Annotated in this window: 18 protein-coding genes; 11 read left to right on the top strand and 7 right to left on the bottom strand. The window is 61.6% G+C overall.

Features of this window, described 5'->3' with window-relative positions; translation table 11 throughout:
- Positions 1-61: 61 nt before the first annotated feature.
- From aceE to HCU64_RS22635, 3 genes are all read right to left on the bottom strand, one after another.
- Positions 62-2,722 carry a pyruvate dehydrogenase (acetyl-transferring), homodimeric type gene (gene aceE / locus HCU64_RS22645; protein ID WP_233386561.1) on the bottom strand — a complete coding sequence of 887 codons (2,661 nt, stop codon included), beginning with the start codon at positions 2,720-2,722 and terminating at the stop codon, positions 62-64.
- Positions 2,723-2,881: 159 nt separating this feature from the next.
- The gene (locus HCU64_RS22640; RefSeq protein ID WP_233386560.1) at positions 2,882-4,624 is read right to left on the bottom strand and encodes an ABC transporter ATP-binding protein; all 1,743 of its coding nucleotides are present in this window, start codon (positions 4,622-4,624) and stop codon (positions 2,882-2,884) included.
- Positions 4,624-4,905: an iron chelate uptake ABC transporter family permease subunit gene (locus HCU64_RS22635; RefSeq protein WP_233386559.1), complete on the bottom strand. Its 282-nt coding sequence runs from the start codon at positions 4,903-4,905 to the stop codon at positions 4,624-4,626. Before HCU64_RS22635 ends, HCU64_RS22640 begins: the two co-directional genes overlap by 1 nt.
- A gap of 260 nt (positions 4,906-5,165) precedes the next feature.
- Here HCU64_RS22635 and HCU64_RS22630 point away from each other — a divergent pair, with 260 nt between their 5' ends.
- The 6 genes from HCU64_RS22630 (at position 5,166) to HCU64_RS22605 (ending at position 10,128) form a co-directional block, all read left to right on the top strand.
- The gene (locus HCU64_RS22630; RefSeq protein WP_233386558.1) at positions 5,166-5,561 is read left to right on the top strand and encodes a hypothetical protein; all 396 of its coding nucleotides are present in this window, start codon (positions 5,166-5,168) and stop codon (positions 5,559-5,561) included.
- Positions 5,562-6,488: 927 nt separating this feature from the next.
- Complete coding sequence (locus tag HCU64_RS22625; protein WP_233386557.1) at positions 6,489-6,737, top strand: hypothetical protein; 249 nt, start codon at positions 6,489-6,491, stop codon at positions 6,735-6,737.
- A 169-nt stretch (positions 6,738-6,906) separates the two neighbouring features.
- Complete coding sequence (locus HCU64_RS22620) at positions 6,907-7,485, top strand: hypothetical protein (RefSeq protein ID WP_233386556.1); 579 nt, start codon at positions 6,907-6,909, stop codon at positions 7,483-7,485.
- 1,304 nt (positions 7,486-8,789) lie between these two features.
- A complete protein-coding gene (locus HCU64_RS22615) occupies positions 8,790-9,044 on the top strand; it encodes a DUF6894 family protein (protein ID WP_233386555.1) in 255 nt (84 codons plus the stop codon).
- Positions 9,045-9,126: 82 nt separating this feature from the next.
- Positions 9,127-9,384, top strand: coding sequence for a DUF6894 family protein (locus HCU64_RS25670; RefSeq protein WP_233386554.1), 258 nt, complete (start codon positions 9,127-9,129; stop codon positions 9,382-9,384).
- Positions 9,385-9,915: 531 nt separating this feature from the next.
- Complete coding sequence (locus HCU64_RS22605) at positions 9,916-10,128, top strand: DUF6894 family protein (protein ID WP_233386553.1); 213 nt, start codon at positions 9,916-9,918, stop codon at positions 10,126-10,128.
- Positions 10,129-10,315: 187 nt separating this feature from the next.
- Here HCU64_RS22605 and HCU64_RS22600 read toward each other — a convergent pair whose 3' ends face one another.
- A complete protein-coding gene (locus tag HCU64_RS22600) occupies positions 10,316-10,657 on the bottom strand; it encodes a hypothetical protein (protein ID WP_233386552.1) in 342 nt (113 codons plus the stop codon).
- A 175-nt stretch (positions 10,658-10,832) separates the two neighbouring features.
- On the opposite strand from HCU64_RS22600, the gene HCU64_RS22595 reads away from it, so the two are divergent.
- Positions 10,833-11,015 (top strand): hypothetical protein, encoded by a 183-nt coding sequence (locus HCU64_RS22595; RefSeq protein WP_233386551.1) that lies wholly within the window; start codon positions 10,833-10,835, stop codon positions 11,013-11,015.
- 346 nt (positions 11,016-11,361) lie between these two features.
- Entirely contained in the window at positions 11,362-11,595 is a 234-nt protein-coding gene (locus tag HCU64_RS22590) for a hypothetical protein (RefSeq protein WP_233386549.1), read from the top strand.
- 264 nt (positions 11,596-11,859) lie between these two features.
- Here HCU64_RS22590 and HCU64_RS22585 read toward each other — a convergent pair whose 3' ends face one another.
- Positions 11,860-12,354: a MucR family transcriptional regulator gene (locus HCU64_RS22585; RefSeq protein WP_233386548.1), complete on the bottom strand. Its 495-nt coding sequence runs from the start codon at positions 12,352-12,354 to the stop codon at positions 11,860-11,862.
- A 290-nt stretch (positions 12,355-12,644) separates the two neighbouring features.
- Positions 12,645-12,779: a hypothetical protein gene (locus HCU64_RS25345; RefSeq protein ID WP_267922597.1), complete on the bottom strand. Its 135-nt coding sequence runs from the start codon at positions 12,777-12,779 to the stop codon at positions 12,645-12,647.
- Positions 12,780-13,144: 365 nt separating this feature from the next.
- Between HCU64_RS25345 and HCU64_RS22580 the strand changes: the two genes are divergently transcribed.
- On the top strand, positions 13,145-13,999 hold the full coding sequence (locus tag HCU64_RS22580) for a DUF1206 domain-containing protein (RefSeq protein WP_233386546.1): 855 nt from the start codon (positions 13,145-13,147) through the stop codon (positions 13,997-13,999).
- A 165-nt stretch (positions 14,000-14,164) separates the two neighbouring features.
- Positions 14,165-14,509, top strand: coding sequence for a hypothetical protein (locus tag HCU64_RS22575; RefSeq protein ID WP_233386545.1), 345 nt, complete (start codon positions 14,165-14,167; stop codon positions 14,507-14,509).
- 592 nt (positions 14,510-15,101) lie between these two features.
- On the opposite strand, the gene HCU64_RS22570 is transcribed toward HCU64_RS22575, so the two are convergent.
- Positions 15,102-15,395 (bottom strand): hypothetical protein, encoded by a 294-nt coding sequence (locus tag HCU64_RS22570; RefSeq protein ID WP_233386544.1) that lies wholly within the window; start codon positions 15,393-15,395, stop codon positions 15,102-15,104.
- Between the two features lie 600 nt (positions 15,396-15,995).
- Here HCU64_RS22570 and HCU64_RS22565 point away from each other — a divergent pair.
- Positions 15,996-16,250 (top strand): hypothetical protein, encoded by a 255-nt coding sequence (locus HCU64_RS22565; RefSeq protein WP_233386543.1) that lies wholly within the window; start codon positions 15,996-15,998, stop codon positions 16,248-16,250.
- The last annotated feature ends 62 nt before the right edge of the window (positions 16,251-16,312 follow it).

Below are 16,312 nucleotides of genomic sequence, written 5' to 3'. Positions count from 1 at the left end.
CTGAGCGCTTTCAGGTGGTCCGTCCCGGACGGGCGTCCGGGACGTGTTCGGGCGATGACGATCACACCGTCCAGGGGCCGGGCTTCTCCGGGTCGATGCCGTATTTCTTGATGGCGTCCGCCACCTTGGTCATGGGGATCGCCCCGTCGGCGGCGAGGCTGTGGAGCGCCGCCACCGTGACCCAGCGCCGGTCGACCTCGAAGAAGTCGCGCAGGCGCACACGGTAATCCGACCGGCCGAATCCATCGGTGCCGAGCACGCGGTAGCGGCCGCGCACATAAGGCCGGATCTGGTCGGCGAACAGCCGCATGTAGTCGGTCGACGCGATCACGGGACCGGCGCGGCCCTCGAGGCAGGTCTCGACATGCGACTTTTTGGGAGTTTCGGTGGGGTGGAGCAGGTTCCAGCGCTCCACCGCCATGGCGTCACGGCGCAACTCCGTGAAGCTCGGGCAGCTCCAGATGTCGGCGGCGATGCCGTACTCGGTCTCCAGCATCTCGGCCGCTGCGATCACCTCCCGCAGGATGGTGCCGCTGCCCAGAAGCTGGACCCGCGGGCCGTCCTTGCGGCCCTTGCCCTCCTTGAAGAGGTACATCCCCTTGATGATGCCGGCCTCGGCACCCTCGGGCATGCCGGGATGCTCGTAGTTCTCGTTCATGATGGTGAGGTAGTAGAAGACGTCCTCCTGCTCGGCATACATCCGGCGCAGGCCGTCCTGAACGATCACCGCGACTTCATAAGAGAACGTCGGATCGTAGGAGACGCAGTTCGGGATGGTCGCCGACATCAGGTGGCTGTGGCCGTCCTCGTGCTGGAGGCCCTCGCCGTTCAGCGTCGTGCGCCCGGCTGTGCCGCCGACGAGGAAGCCCCGCGCCCGCATGTCGCCGGCCGCCCAGGCGAGGTCGCCCGTCCGCTGGAAGCCGAACATCGAGTAGTAGATGTAGAACGGGATCGTCGGCGCGTTCGAGGTCGAGTACGAGGTCGCCGCCGCGATCCATGAGGACATCGCGCCGGGCTCGTTGATGCCCTCCTGGAGCATCTGACCCTTCTCGTCCTCCTTGTAGTACATGAGCTGGTTGGCATCTTCCGGCCGGTAGAGCTGGCCGACCTGGGAGAAGATGCCGAACTGGCGGAACATGCCCTCCATGCCGAAGGTGCGGCTCTCGTCCGGCACGATCGGCACGATGCGGTTGCCGATGTTCTTGTCGCGCAGGAGCGTGTTCAGCACCCGCACGAAGGCCATGGTCGTCGAGATCTCGCGCCCTGCGGTCTCCTTGAGCTGTGCCCCGAAGGCGGAGAGCGGCGGGATCTCCAGGCTGATCGACTTGCGCCGCCGGGCCGGCAGCGATCCGCCGAGCGCGGCGCGCCGGGCCTTGAGATAGTTCATCTCCGGGCTCCCTTCCGGGAAGCGGATGAACGGGATCTCCTTGATCTGGTCGTCGGTCAGCTCGATGCCGAAGCGGTCGCGGAACTGCCGGAGCACCGCCTCGCCCATCTTCTTCTGCTGGTGGGTGATGTTCTGGCCTTCGCCCGACTCGCCCATGCCGTAGCCCTTGACGGTCTTGGCGAGGATCAGCGTCGGCTGGCCCTTGTGCTTCGAGGCGGCGGAATAGGCCGCGAATACCTTCGAGGGGTCATGGCCGCCGCGGGTGAGGCGGAAGATGTCCTCGTCCGACCAGTCTTTGATGAGAGCCGCGGTCTCCGGGTACTTCCCGAAGAAGTTCTCGCGAATATAGGCGCCGTTCTTCGACTTGAAGTCCTGGTACTCGCCGTCGACGCATTCCTCCATGAGGCGCGCCAGCATGCCGGTGGTGTCCTTGGCGAGAAGCGCGTCCCAGCCCGAACCCCACAGGCACTTGATCACGTTCCAGCCGGCGCCGCGGAAATCGGCCTCCAGCTCCTGGACGATCTTGCCGTTGCCGCGCACCGGTCCGTCGAGCCGCTGCAGGTTGCAGTTGATGACGAAGACCAGGTTGTCGAGCTTTTCGCGCGCCGCCATGGAGATGGCGCCGAGGCTCTCCGGCTCGTCCATCTCGCCGTCGCCCATGAAGGCCCAGACCTTGCGGCCGTCGGTATTGGCGTGGCCGCGATGATGCAGGTAGCGCAGGTAGCGCGCCTGATAGATCGCCATCAGCGGGCCGAGGCCCATCGACACGGTGGGGAACTGCCAGAAATCCGGCATCAGCCAGGGATGCGGATAGGAGGAGATGCCCTTGCCGTCGACCTCCTGGCGGTAGCCGAGGAGTTGCTCCTCAGTCATGCGCCCTTCGAGGAAGGCGCGGGCGTAGATGCCGGGCGAGGAATGGCCCTGTACGTAGATCAGGTCGCCGCCATGCTCGTCGTTGTCACCGCGCCAGAAGTGCATGAAGCCGGTGTCGTAGAGCGTCGCCGACGACTGGAAGCTCGCGATATGGCCACCGAGCTCCGAGGATTCCTTGTTCGCCCGCAGGATGATCGCGATGGCGTTCCAGCGGATCGCCGAGCGGATTCGGTGCTCGATCTGGCGGTCGCCCGGATGCGGGTCCTGCTTGTCGACGGGAATCGTGTTCAGATAGGCGGTGTTGGCGGAAAACGGCACCGGAGCGCCGCGCTTGCGGGCCTCCTCGACCACCTGCCCGATCAGGAAATGCGCTCGGTCCGGCCCCTCGACATCGAGCACGCCATCCAGAGACTCGAGCCACTCTCGGGTCTCGACCGGATCAAGGTCGCGACTGCGCTCCATCGGTGTCCTCCCTGTCGCCCTTCGGATGGGCGGTTTAACAGAGGTTACGGCAGCGATCCCGACAATGCGAGGCCTATCAACGGGATAGTGAAACGAACTTCCCCGCGCATCCGATCGTGAATGCAACCTTCGAGCGCGTTCGAACCCCGGGATCCGCGCCTACTCGGCCGCCGTGAGCGGCTGTTCGTCCGCGGCGAACTGGGCTGCGTGCAGGCGCCGGTAGTATCCGCCTGCGGCCAGGAGCGCGTCGTGACGCCCCTGCTCGACGACACCGTTTTCGGTCACGACGACGATGCGATCCGCGTGGCGCACCGTGGCGAGCCGATGGGCGATGACCAGCGTGGTCCGGCCGACGGCGAGCTCGGTGAGCGCGCCCTGGATCTCGCGCTCGGTCTGGGTGTCGAGCGCCGAGGTCGCCTCGTCGAGGATCAGGATCGGCGGGTTCTTGAGGAAGACGCGGGCGATGGCGAGGCGCTGCTTCTGGCCGCCCGACAGCTTCACGCCGCGCTCACCCACCACCGTGTCGAGCCCCTCGGGCAGGCCGGCGATCAACTCGCCGAGGCGGGCGCGCCGCGCGGCGTCCAGGACTTCGTCCTCGCTCGCATCGAGCCGGCCATAGGCTATGTTCTCGCGGATCGTGCCGGCGAACAGGAAGACGTCCTGCTGCACGATGCCGATCTGCCCGCGCAGAGAGGCGAGGGTGCAGTCGCGGATGTCGTGACCATCCACCGTGACGCGGCCGGCCTCGACCTCGTAGAAGCGCGGGATCAGCGAGCAGAGCGTGGTCTTGCCGGCGCCCGAAGGCCCGACCAAAGCCACGGTCTCGCCCGCGCCGACGGCGAGATCGAGGTTTTGCAGCACCGGCCGGTCCGGGCTGTAGCCGAAGGAGACACCTTCGAAGCGGATGTCTCCCCGCAGACCCGAGACCACGATCGCATCGGGACGATCGACGATGTCCGGCTCGGTGCCGAGCAGGCCCATGTAGCGCCGGAAGCCGGCAATGCCCTTCGGATAGGTCTCGACCACCGCGCCGATCTTTTCGAGCGGCCGGTAGAACACGCCGACGAGGAGCAGGAAGCCGACGAAGCCGCCGGCCGAGAGATCGCCGCGCACCACGAAGGCGGCACCGCCGAGCAGCACGATGATCTGGACGAGGCGCATGCCGAGGTAGTTGATCGACAGGCTCGCCGCCATGATCCGGTAGGCTTCGAGCTTGGTGGCGCGGTAGCGGGCATTGTCGACCGCGAAGAGCGCACGCTCATGCGCCTCGTTGGCGAAGGCGCGCACCACGCGGGCGCCGCCGACATTCTCCTCGATGCGCGCGTTGAAGGCGCCGACGCGGCCGTACTGGGACTGCCAGTTGCGCGTCATGCGGCCGCCGTAGCGGAGCGTCACGAAGGCTATGACCGGCAGGATCGCCGCCGTCATCAAGGCCAGGGGAGGGTGGACCCAGATCATCAGCGCGAAGGCGCCGACCAGCGTCATCACCGCGATGAAGAAGTCCTCGGGACCGTGATGGGCAACCTCGCCGATCTCTTCGAGGTCCTTGGTCACGCGGGCGACGAGATGCCCGGTCTTCTGGCCGTCGTAGAAACGGAAGGACAGTTTCTGCAGATGGTCGAAGGCCCGCGCCCGCATCGTCGTCTCGATGTTGATGCCGAGCACGTGGCCCCAATAGGTGACGACCACCATCAGCCCGGCATTGGCGACGTAGAGCAGCGCCAATCCGGCCGCGGCGAGCACGATCAATCCCCAATCCTGCTGCGGCAGCAGCCGGTCGACGAAGACCTTCACGGCGAGCGGGAAGCCGAGTTCGAGCAGGCCCGACAGCACGGCGCAGCCGAAATCGATCAGGAACAGCGTCCTGTGCGGCCGGTAATAGGCGAGGAAGGCCTTCAGCATCACGAACTCGAGGGGCGCATCACAGCCCAGACCAGATACGGTGCGCCGACCAGGGAGGCGAAGTGGTCGACGGGCATCTGATAGGGGTAGAAGAGCAGCCTGGACAGCAGATCTGCGGCAGCCATGAGGCCGCAGCCGATCAGGATCGAGCCGGGGAGACGCTTCTGCGCCCGCGCGAAGCCAACGAAGTGCGCCAGATAAGCCGCCATTGCACCGACACGGGCCAAGCCGGCGAGGTGCGGGACCTGCACCGAGGTGCAGTCAATCCAGGCGAGGATCATCGCGGGCTCATGATCGCGTTGAGACAGGTGCCCGACGGCGGGTCCAGGGCGATGCCGCCGAGCAACATGCGGCCCCCACGAGGCCCGGAGCGGAGTGGCCGATCCGTAACGTGCGACCCGCACCGACACGGCAGGAGTGTCGTGTCATCATTTTCTCGTGGACCTGACGAAAATTTCGGCTGCCAACCGTGGCGGAAACTACGTAGACTTGACTATTCACTCCTCTCGCGCCTCCGCCAGGTGATCAGATGAGAATTGTCATGGGCATTGCACTTGCGTTGCTGTCATCAACGCACGCGCATGCTCAATTAAAGAATGCGCTCCTGTGCTCTGAAGATATTGCAATAAAATTAAAAGAACACACCGCCGCAGATGGCTCTCTTGTGAATGCCATTGCAGAACGTCGTTTTTCATTAGTCTGGAACGACGATTATTTGAATCTTATTTCCGCCGGAAAAACTGAATTTTATGAATGTCAAAAAATAAAACCGCGACTAAATGAGAATGGGCCGAAGAATTCAATCAAATGTCAAAATGGAATTTACTTCATTACCATAGATCTAAGCAAATTTAACTTTGCCCGCGCAACATTGGATCCCCAGACGCGCGCGAATGTTGAAATTGCCTACGGCGGCTGCAAATCAATAGGAAATTGATCTTATTCTATAAACTCGATTACATATTTAGCTATATCGGCATTAAAAATACGCAAGCCATACAACCAGATTCGCACATAATATTGATTTTGCCGAATATTATATTCGACAATATTTTTACGAGCCTCACGGCCTATCAAGTAAATTTCCTAATAGCCTCTCTTCATGAACGGTCAGAGAGGCTAATGTGGTCTCTTGGTCGGATCTGGACCGAGACCGTGGAAAACGCGATGCATTTTTAGGTGACACGAGATGAGCAGTAGGGCGCTGGAACTGCTGCTCATTCAACGGGCAAGTTGGAGCGGGCGATCGGGATCGAACCGACGACATTCAGCTTGGGAAGCCCACGCAGACCATTGATTTTGTTGAAGTGTGTTCCCGACATGCGTGCTGCCTCGGATTGCCGGAACAGCGCAAACCACTGTTGTCCGTCGTGATTTATCGCCGGAGTGCGCTGTCCCGAAATCGGTCGGTATAACGCTTCGGTGCACCCCGAACCTCACCCTGAGGACAACGCGGAGATAACAGAGAGGGGATCAAATCTCTGTCTCAAAAAATGGCTGCGTTGTCCCGGATCAAGCGGCTGCCGGATTGAGACGTAGCTCATTGAGCCGGACGCATTCGTCCGCTTTGCGCCGAACCCAGATGCTCTAGGCAGGCCGGCGCCCTTTGGACAGACACTTACCGCGCCAATGGCTCGGGCAGCTTCTCCCAGCCGCTCTTATTCGGGATCGAGACCGCTGCGGAAGCGGCTGACGGCCAGCGCGGGCAAATGTCGTGCTGAAAAGCTTCCTCATTCTCGGCATTGTTCGCACTGAAGCATGAGGGAGATTCGCAAATCCGTCAGGGCTCCGCGGGATAAGGCGCGCCAACCGACAATCTTATAGAACTCGTCGAGCTCGGATCCTTCACAAACGGGAGCATTTGATGCGCTGGATCGGTCTCGCCTCCTGCCTCCTGAGCTCATGCGCCGCATCCGCCGCCGGCAACGCACCAACGATCGAGCGCCTTCTGAGCGACGGCTGGGAGGTCGCAGCCTATTCCGGCAACCTCGACGTCCGCACCTCGCTCATCCTGTTTCGGAAGAAGGACGCGAACTATCTCGTTCAGTGCTCATCTCTTTTCGATGTGACGCGAGCACAGCGCGTCGTCGTGAACTGCTACGAGCTCCACTGATCGGCATGGTCGCAGCCAATCGCCCCTGCAGCATTGGAAGCCGCTTTCGACGACGCCCATGGCGGCACCGTTGTCGATGAGAGCGGCAGGTCCAGTGCTCTTTGACGAGATCGCCGCGCGACTGCCACTCTTCGAGGAGCTTTCCGGGGCAGCCCTGGAGCACCTCGTGATGGCCGGGTTCGGTCGACGGTTGCTGACCGGCTACGTGCGTGGATGCCTGCGAAAGGCCGGCTTCTCGGACATGGCCGCTCTGGCGCTTGCGACGCCGGTCGAACTCATCGAGGCGAGGAAAATCGGCCCGGCCCGGATCACGACGATCCGTAATCACGTCTGGATGGACCTCGCGAGGCGTTACCCGGGGGTGCGTGATTTCCATTCGGCGGGGGAGACCACAGCGCGCCGGATGCAGAGGCTCCAGGCCATGCCCGCGGATCGGCTCCCATTTAATTCAGAGACGTTGGAGGCACTGGGTCTCACCGGCGCGACCTGTGCGACGTTCGCCACGCGAGATCGGCGCGAGTGCTTGAAGACGCGAATGGTTACGACCAGGCAACTCGACAGGGCAGTCGCTGCGCTCGCCGACTTCATGCTGGAGAACATGCCTCGTCAGGCGCAGCCGGCTCGGCCAACCGAGGAAAATCCTGCCGCGGCGGAGTCGAGGATTTACGAGGAGCGGGCCCGTCTTCTGCAGGAACGCGATCGAGAATGGGAAGAGGCTGCGCCGCTGCGAGGGGGCGGTCGCAGCTAAGCAGCGCTGGGTGTCCCCGACCTAAGCGGCCGAATTCGGCGCATTCAATACGCTGATCGACTTGAACAGCCAGCGCGTGGCCATCCGGCTTCGGATGCAGACAGCGACCCTGGGCGATCAATGGTTGACGGGCCGAGCGATGCTTGGGGGGAAACGTCATCGCCCGGTCCGTCGCCGTCAGATCGAGCAGAAGCTGACGGTGCTCGTTCGTAGCCGCCGCGTGTTTCCGGAATTCTTCTGAGACCTCAGCCGGCCGCGTGAGGCCGAGTGCTCTTCAAAGTTGCCAGCGGGCCGAGCAGCCCGGACTGCAAGAGGCGCTCGACCCGCTATACGCCCGAGGAAGCGAGGGGACGCATCTCGGGGAACTCCGCAAATCAAGCGGGTCGGGCAGGACTCGCAATACCACCCGACCCGCTGTTGCTCCGCGGCGCTTGGGGCTACCTGCCGGGGCAACTCGGAAACTCATGCGGGTCGAGCAACATTGTCGAGAGGCCACCCGACCCGCTGTTGCCCTGAAAGGTTCCAGAGCCCCCTCAGAGCAACTCGAAACATGCGGCTCGATCGCCGCACGCGACATCAATCTTCAAGCGGGCCGAACAACGATATTCCGGGAAGGGCACTGCTCGGCTCGCCGTCATCAACCTCGTGAGGCGAGTCGATGACTGAAAAACCGTAAATCTACGTAGTCGAATTCTCTATTCGCATTTTGGTTGATCGGCCGTTTGGATGAGGCCGAGCGCTCATCGATGCGTTACCCGGTCTTTCGAAGATAACCAGCTGCCTCAAGCTCCTGCTCCAGTGGCAGAATGAATCCGGCGAGGGCCTCATCGTTGACGGCAGCCGGTGGCAAGAGCGGTTTCATCTTCGGGAGGTCGTCGAGCCTAATGTCGACCGCCGTCTCGGCCGGGCTCGGCTGAGCGAAGGTGGACAGCAATCTGGCGAGCATTTGTGCCTCGCAAGTCGATCCTGACCGCAGCCTAAGCACGGAGGTGCACGCGGTAAAATCGCACTGCTCGGCAACAGACATTCCATCACGAGGACTTGACCATGACCGCATCGCTTTATCGGGCGACCCTCTTCGCGCGCGTCCGCTCCGCGCCGTTCTGCGGGAGCCTGTCTCAAGGACAAGTTTCCGGCATGGAGGCGCTCCTCGACGCCTGCCCGCCCGCGCTAGGTGTAGCCTCATCCCCAATGGATTGTCTGCAATCGACAATGCCGTAATGTCGCAACCATCGTTGGCATCCGACTCAGGCGCCAACGGCTGAGAGATGCGTGTGCTCCCGCCTACCGCCGGGAGCGGCGCCATGCAGCACTATGTTTTCGATGTGAACGAGGGCGACTCGTCCGATTGGGATGACGAAGAGTTCGACTGCGAGGGCCGTGTCTCTATAGAGCACCACGCCCGGAAGCTGATCAATGAAGCCGGCGCGAGACAAATAGCTCGTGGCAGCGCCGCGCTTGCTGCGACTGTAATCGTCTACGGCGAGAATGGCTCGATCATCATGAGCGCCCATGGGTGGCGGAACGGCGACGTACGCGTGCGTTGGCGGCCGATCTAACTGTTCAGACGCGCAAGCAGCTGACGACCCGTAACCTAACCCGGTTCGGAGAGTTGCTCGGTCTGGTTGACGTGAGGTTCCGGTGCCACGCCATTTCTTCGACATCCATGACGGTCACTCGCTGATGCGAGATGACGAGGGCCAAGAGTGCAGCAGCTATGCTGCTATACGCCGAGAGGCCATGGAAACGCTGCCTCAGGTCGCACGGGACGAGATCCCCAAGGATGGCGACCAGCAAGCCTACACGGTGCTTGTCCGCAACGAGCACAACGTCACGGTCTACACGGCGACGTTGATGTTTTCTGGCCTCTGGGTCGGCGACTTGCCTAAGCCTGATTGAGGGACGGCCGACCCGTCCGCATCATCGAATAGGGATGCCGCTGAGCTCATTGGTTTGCATGTCACAGACCAAGAGCGCCCAGGGCTTGAAGCTGAGCATGACGAGTGCGAGCTTTTCGGCCCCGAGATTGGGCTTGAGCTTCGGCTCTTGGGATGGCGCCGGCTCGCTCTTCAAAAAAAATTAACTATTGCGACGCCAGGATTAAGACGTTCTGGCGACTCGCTCTGCGGCAATATGGACCGCAAGTTTCTGCAAAACCTTACGAATGTGGTCTCGTACCGCGTTTTGCCCTGCATTCGCAGGCACGGGAGGAGTCGTAAGTTTGCCGACACTTAAATGGATCACGGACTTACTCCCCCAGAAGCCCATGGTTGTACGCCTCAATTTGTCGGAATAGCAAGCGAACATTGACTACGTAAGCTGTGGAAACTTGGCTTGACTCTCGGAGGCATTTCACGAGCCGGCTTCGATATTTCCGGTAATTGAATTCGGATTTGCGAGTGACGTGAAGGTAAAAATCGGGAGAGCACCGTGACATCGCGATATTACTTTGACGCAGAAAAGGACGGCGAAGTCATTCGAGATGAGTGTGGCGTCGAAGCTGATAACATTTCTGAAATAGTAGAACAGGCAGAGCTCGGGCTTGAGGAGCTAAGAGAGACCTTGAAGTTGGGCGAAGCCGAAGGTTGGACGATCGTTGTTCGAGATGACAGGAATACAAAACTTCTTCGGCTCTCGATTTAGCGCAACCAGCTTGCTCTCCGGTCGGCCGAGTTTGCTTTGCGGAATTAGGTAGCAAACTCACCCAGGCGTTGACGCTAAACAAACGTCACTCAATCATGCTTCCGGGCAAAAGCCATCGTTTCGCCATGAGTGTGGCAGGCAAAGAAAAACCGGGCCGAAGCCCGGTTCTCTTAAGCGCAGGTCGCTGTCAGCGGTTCGGGGTCGGGTTGGCCGGCGAAGGCTCCTGACCTGTCTTCCTCATGGCGCCGCCCTTCTCCATCGCGTCGCCTTTCATCATCTTGCCGGAGCCCTTTTCCATGGAGCCGGTCGAGGACGATCCGACTTCGCTTTTGCCGTTTACGCTGCCGGGATTGTTGACGGTGCCTTCCTGGCTGTTGGTCTTGCCCATGCCGTTGTTGCTGCCAGCCGAGGCTTGAGCCCAGGCAGATCCAGTCAGTGAAAGAGCAAGCGTCGAAGCAAGCGCGATTGTCGTGAGGCGCATATTGCGTTCTCCATTGTTCGGGGATGTCGGGAGAACCGACTGCGCCAACAGATGTTCAAAAAGATTCCGAGCCCTCCAACGTTCGTGTCAGCGCCTGCACCTCGACCTTCACGACCTCGATGCCGGCGGCTTTGTCGCGGCGGGCCATGAGGGCGTCCATACCCTGACAAGCGACGGCACATTTTCGGCTCGCGCGGAGTTGTCCTACGAACCGGAGAGCCTGATGTTCAATCTTCCCGACGGTACCGACAATAAAGAGCCGATCCAGGAGCCGGCCGACAAAGGCCGCGAACCGGTCGATGATCAGCCCAGGCCGGAAGGTGAGGAGGCGCCCGGCGACCCGCCGAACGACCTCGACGACGGACCGCTCGTAGCGGCGAACGCCAACCTGTCGGAGCAACTATAGGACGCGCGTAGCGCCGTAGCGGATCATCATTGCCCCGGTCCGCTGCGAACATCGGACGCGCCTCGCCAGCCCGCGATCAGATCGGGCGGCGGGGCCGCGATTGGGGCGCCAATGTGCCGCTCTAGGTCATCCGTCGGCCGGTCGCCTAATCCTATGCCGCGATCAAGCCGGTCTACCTCTGAGCGCGAGACGGACGGTAAGGCGGCGGAAGAGAACGCGGTCCCATGCTCGTGGACCCGCGAACAAGCAGGCTTGTTCACAAGCAGACTGTCCGGCTTGCCGGAAATTAGGCATCGTTTTGAACGCAGGACAAATGACTTAATCTTGCGTTGGAGCACCCCAAATTATGGACGTGGTTCTCACGCCGATCGGATCCCAGGGAAATGCCTGGAGCCTCAAGGACCGGCTTGGCCGAAACCTCGGGAGCGTGAAGCGCGAAAGCGGGTTTGAGATCGAGCCTGAGCCAACCAGCAAACTGGAGGGCATCTCGCATCGACACCTCACGCTCGACGCGGTGATGACTGCGATCGAGGCTCACATGCAGGGTGCCTGCTCACTCGACAGCCAGCATTGGGATTGATGGCCGGCGAACAGCTTGACCGTCGATCGCATGGCCAGAAACAGGGCTGCCGCGCTCCCTACGTGATCGGCTTGCCCGAGACAAAGCACTTCGGCTGAGGTGGCGGAGGGCGTCGATAGCATCGCGGAGATACTGTCGAGATCTCGGGACGCCATTCGCCGACGCTGGCTTGCCGCCTACCGCAGGACAGCGTCGCTTTAGCTCGCTGCGAGCGAAGATTGGCCAGCCTGGTCCGCCCAGCCGGGGCGACCTTCTAGATTTGCCTCAAGCAGCTTTACGCCGACCGCGCCCCTTGGGCTCCTCGGCAACAGCTTCTTCCTCCGGAAGACGGCCGCCCGGACGGCCGAGGCCGATCGACTTGGCGAGCGCGGAGCGCTGGGCGGCATAATTCGGGGCGACCATCGGATAGTCGCTCGGCAGGCCGTAGCGCTGGCGGTAGGAATGCGGATCGAGCCCGTGCGTGCCGAGATGGCGCTTCATGGTCTTGTAGGCCTTGCCGTCAATGAAGCTGATGATCGCGTCGGGCGTGATCGACTTGCGGACCTGAGCCGAAGACGGCTTCTCGACCTCGTCCGGCTGTGCCGCGGCCACAGAGTCAGTCGCGCCGCTCCCTGCCGCTGCAGCCACTGCCCGGTGTACGTTCACGAGCATCGCGGGCAGATCGCCAGCCGGAAGCGAGTTGTTCGAAATGTATGCCGCAACGATGTTGGCCGCGAGCGAAACAGCGTCAGTGGCCTGTGCGGTCGTAATGTCTGTCATTTTAGACTGTCCGTCAGTTTAACTAGAAGCTCAGATGAGCTTGCACTTCCCCATGAAAAGCCCATGCGCCGAAAAAATACTTTTCACAACCATCCGGCCATTCCCTACGCGAGTGTGAGGATTGCAAGTTCTCGATTCCTGAAGCTATTCCCATCAACGGTGACAGGTCGCTCGTCGCCCTAAATAGTCGGTAGGGCCGAGACGAAGACGCACGACTAAGAACGTCGCTCGTGCCGCCATTCGACGATCGCGCGCTGGCGGGCCTCGTGCGTCGATCGAAGTTCCGTGCCTTACGACCCATTTGCGTCATGACCGAAACCGTGGAGCAGCACGCCATCGGGTCCAAAGTGCCGCTTGATCTCGGGCCGCCACAGGCGGTCGGGGGTGGCGAGCGTCGATTCGGTCTGGGCCAAGCGGTTCGGCATCGTGGCAATCCTGACTCTTCGAGGGCCGGTGAGCAACGGACGAAAAGCCCGGATGATCCGGGGCGGTTGCCAGGGTGAGGCTGGATCGGGCATGGCCACGCCCAAGGGTAGGTGGTGCTGATGGGAATCAATCAGGAAACAGTGGAGCGGTTTGCCGAGGCGTCGGCTCAGCGCGTGCTCGTGCAGACCATGGCGGTGCTGGTCCTCGGCCAGAGTGGGCTATCGCCCGAGCGTGTACGAGCACTCGGGCGGAGCCTCAGCGATCAGGACAGCGCCGGGCCAAGGTTGGGCCCAACGCGGTGCCGGAACGTCCCTCGCGGCTAGTCGTTCTCATTGGCGTCAGGCTATCGGTTCCGAGTACTGCCATGTTCCGTCTTGAGCGACGCACCCTCGAGATGCTGGCACGCGCTGGCTACGGAGCGCGAGGTGTCGTCTATTGCCTCGTCGGCGGCTTAGCCGTTCTCGCAGCGGTCGGAGCAGGTGGGCAGGCGGGCGGCAACAAGAGTGCGTTGGCTGCCCTTCTCGATCAGCCCTATGGACGTCTCTGGCTTGGGCTCATCGCAGTTGGCCTTGTCGGCTTTGCCCTCTGGCGCATTATTGAAGGCGCCACGGATGCCGATCGTTGTGGAAGCTCGGCCACGGCTTTGGCACAACGCGCGGGTCATATCATGGGCGGCATCGTCTATGGCGGCTTGGCTCTAACGGCAGCTCAGCTCGCACTCGGCAAACGAGGCGAGAGCGGCGATGATAACGCGATCCAAGATTGGACGGCGTGGCTATTGAGCAAACCCCTTGGGCAGTGGCTGACCGGACTGATTGGCTTGGTCGTCATTGGTGTCGGCGTGGCTTTCCTCCGCAAGGGCTGGAAGGGTGATGTGCTCGAGAGGCTTTCTTTGCCCGCGGAAGTTCGTAGGTGGGCTGTAGCTGTGGGCCGGCTGGGGTTTGCTGCTCGTGGTGTGGTCTTTGGCTTGGTCGGCGCCTTTCTGATCCTTGCCGCTGTGCATAGCAGCTCTGCTGAAGTGAAAGGCCTTGCCGGTGCCCTGCAGGTGCTGCGTGAGCAACCCTACGGCTGGGTCCTGCTGGCCGTGACGGCTGCGGGACTTTTTGCCTTCGGGGTGTTTGGGCTAGTGCAGGCTCGCTATCGCCACATCGATGCACCTGATGCGGAAGAAGCCACGTCAAAGCTCAAGCAAACTGTTGCCAGAGTGATGAGCCGCTGAGTTCTCGGATGTTTCGGTAACTGGCCCAGCTAGCCCGCTGCATTCGGCTAGCGCCGGCCCGGTGATGCAGCCAACAGCCGCAACAGCGCAAAGGGTTAAGCGTTTCATATCCATAGTGATCACCTGCGGGCGCGTAAGAACGTCTTAGGGATCTTTGAAGCAGCCATGACCTCCGAGCCAACCTCAAACCGAATGGATGAGGTCGCGGATCTCACGACCTCGCTCTCCAATGCAATCCTGCATGCCCATATGATGGGACGCGGGGTCACCGACGAGCAGGTTCACGCCTTGGCGAAGGCTGCGAGGCTGTTTCACGACCGCGGCGAGGCCTGGCCACCTATCCTTGAGCAAGTCCTACACGAATTGGCTCGTGAACCTGACGCAGAGAATGACGCGGACCAGTCGGTTGACGACCCTATCCAGGTCGAGGCGCCCGTCGCGGAGGGTCAGCGGGGCGATGAAAAAGGCGTGAAGCGCTTCCTCAGCGCCTTGAAGCGGAAAAGGGATTGAGCGCTGAAACCTTAGCCGTTCTCACGCGTATACGTCTCAGAACGTATTCAGCCCCCAAGCGCGTTCACCCCTCCGACCCGCCCCGGCTTGCCGCGGCGGGTTTCTTTTTGCGCTGAACATTCAGCGGCGCCCTCGGTTCATCGGGCCTGGGCTCGTTTCTCCTTTAGGGTCCGGCTTCAAAGGCCGCTCCGTTGGCTTACATGGGCGGCCTTTGTTGTGTCTGAACAATCGCTAGGGTTCCAGGTTGCCGGATCTCGGGTGTGTGCGTGCTGCTCCGCCTGACTTCAGAACCCGCTGCGGACCGCTCCCGTAGCGGGCTTTGTTGTGTCTTGGCTGCTACTTCCTTCGCTGCGGTGATCCGCTAGACATCAATGAGCATTGGACCCCCAATGCACACTCCTGCCAGCCGGATCGTCGCGGTGGGTTTGTTTTTGGCGGTTATACGGAATTCGGTCGCAAACTCACCCGGCGGCCTGGCGCTAAACAAACGTCAATCAAACATGCTTCCGGGGAAAAACCATCGTCTCGCCACAAGTGTGGCAGGTACAGAAAAACCGGGCCGAAGCCCGGTTCTCCTTAGCGTAGCTTTGGATTAGCGGCCGGGGGTCGGTTCCGCAGGACCGCCAGTCTGGCCGCCCTTCTGCATGCCGGCTCCGCTCTTCATCGCGTCGCCCTTCATCATCTTACCGGAGCCCTTTTCCATGGAACCGGTCGAGGACGAGCCGGCCTCGCTCTTGCCGTTCACGCTACCGGGATTGTTGACGGTGCCTTCCTGGCTATTGGTCTTGCCCATGCTGTTGTTGCTGCCCGCCGAGGCTTGAGCCCAGGCGGCTCCGCTCAGCGAGAGGGCGAGCGTCGAGGCAAGCGCGATTGTCGTGAGGCGCATATTGCGTTTTCCTTTGTTCGGGGATGTCGGAAGAACCGACCGCGCCAACAGATGTTCAAAAAAGATTTTAGTCCTCCACAAGCCTTTACCGCCCGTGCGACGGCTTCCGATCTAAACGGCGAAATCACACTGCGATCACGTGAGCGTTACCGGGGGTTGCTAGCGCTGCTTTGGAGGCGCAGCCTATTCGCATCGCTGTACAGGAACCTTGGGCTTCGGCGACTGAGAGACACGACTGTGCTCCTGCCTGATGGGAGAGCAGCGAATTCATGTGGGATGGCCCCCAACCCCTGACTGAAGCGCCGGGCTACCGAACGTAGTTCGCGACCTGACGAGACGGTTCTTGAAGTTCGCGAAATCACTGCTCGTGATGATGATGAGGCAATGGCCCTGGCTCAAGCCGCCGGCGGCAGCAACGTCGTCGAACTATGGGATGGCCTGCGGTTTATCGAGCACTTCCGAGTTAGGATTGGTGTCTGAAACTGTCCCGGCACTTTTGCGTTAGGAACAATCCCGGCCGACCTAAGGTATACTTTAGCCACAGCCACGACCGGCGAGGAGGCCGCTCGCATCGCGCTGTGTGAGCCTTCTGGTGTCGCCGTGTCCCGTTTCATTTTCGACGTTCACGACGATGGACCTATCGAGTGGGGAGAAACCAGTTACGAATTTGCCGATCGCGCCGAGATCGAGCGCCGCGTGCAGCAACTCGTCGAAGAAGCTCAGACACGGCAGAAGGCGCGCGGGTGTTCTCCTCCTCTCACGACGGTGTTCGTTCACGAGGATGGCGGGGGGATCGTTCTGACGGCTTACGCGCGTCCCGGTGAGGATTTGAGACTTGTCTGGGCGTCGGGCTAGGCCGAACCGTCGACATCTCACTCCGTCGGCCAGAACCGGAACAAACCCCGCAGCCGCCCCGG

It is taken from the genome of Methylobacterium sp. C25, assembly GCF_021352225.1.
Taxonomy (GTDB): Bacteria; Pseudomonadota; Alphaproteobacteria; order Rhizobiales; family Beijerinckiaceae; genus Methylobacterium.
This window is presented reverse-complemented; position numbering and strand designations above follow the sequence as displayed.

What these genes read in the sequence shown, in the direction of transcription:
- aceE (WP_233386561.1), bottom strand. Translation starts at nt 2,722, where the DNA reads ATGGAGCGCAGTCGCGACCTTGATCCGGTCGAGACCCGAGAGTGGCTC.
- HCU64_RS22640 (WP_233386560.1), bottom strand. Translation starts at nt 4,624, where the DNA reads ATGCTGAAGGCCTTCCTCGCCTATTACCGGCCGCACAGGACGCTGTTC.
- HCU64_RS22635 (WP_233386559.1), bottom strand. Translation starts at nt 4,905, where the DNA reads ATGATCCTCGCCTGGATTGACTGCACCTCGGTGCAGGTCCCGCACCTC.
- HCU64_RS22630 (WP_233386558.1), top strand. Translation starts at nt 5,166, where the DNA reads ATGGGCATTGCACTTGCGTTGCTGTCATCAACGCACGCGCATGCTCAA.
- HCU64_RS22625 (WP_233386557.1), top strand. Translation starts at nt 6,489, where the DNA reads ATGCGCTGGATCGGTCTCGCCTCCTGCCTCCTGAGCTCATGCGCCGCA.
- HCU64_RS22620 (WP_233386556.1), top strand. Translation starts at nt 6,907, where the DNA reads ATGGCCGGGTTCGGTCGACGGTTGCTGACCGGCTACGTGCGTGGATGC.
- HCU64_RS22615 (WP_233386555.1), top strand. Translation starts at nt 8,790, where the DNA reads ATGCAGCACTATGTTTTCGATGTGAACGAGGGCGACTCGTCCGATTGG.
- HCU64_RS22595 (WP_233386551.1), top strand. Translation starts at nt 10,833, where the DNA reads ATGTTCAATCTTCCCGACGGTACCGACAATAAAGAGCCGATCCAGGAG.
- HCU64_RS22590 (WP_233386549.1), top strand. Translation starts at nt 11,362, where the DNA reads ATGGACGTGGTTCTCACGCCGATCGGATCCCAGGGAAATGCCTGGAGC.
- HCU64_RS22585 (WP_233386548.1), bottom strand. Translation starts at nt 12,354, where the DNA reads ATGACAGACATTACGACCGCACAGGCCACTGACGCTGTTTCGCTCGCG.
- HCU64_RS25345 (WP_267922597.1), bottom strand. Translation starts at nt 12,779, where the DNA reads ATGCCGAACCGCTTGGCCCAGACCGAATCGACGCTCGCCACCCCCGAC.
- HCU64_RS22580 (WP_233386546.1), top strand. Translation starts at nt 13,145, where the DNA reads ATGTTCCGTCTTGAGCGACGCACCCTCGAGATGCTGGCACGCGCTGGC.
- HCU64_RS22575 (WP_233386545.1), top strand. Translation starts at nt 14,165, where the DNA reads ATGACCTCCGAGCCAACCTCAAACCGAATGGATGAGGTCGCGGATCTC.
- HCU64_RS22570 (WP_233386544.1), bottom strand. Translation starts at nt 15,395, where the DNA reads ATGCGCCTCACGACAATCGCGCTTGCCTCGACGCTCGCCCTCTCGCTG.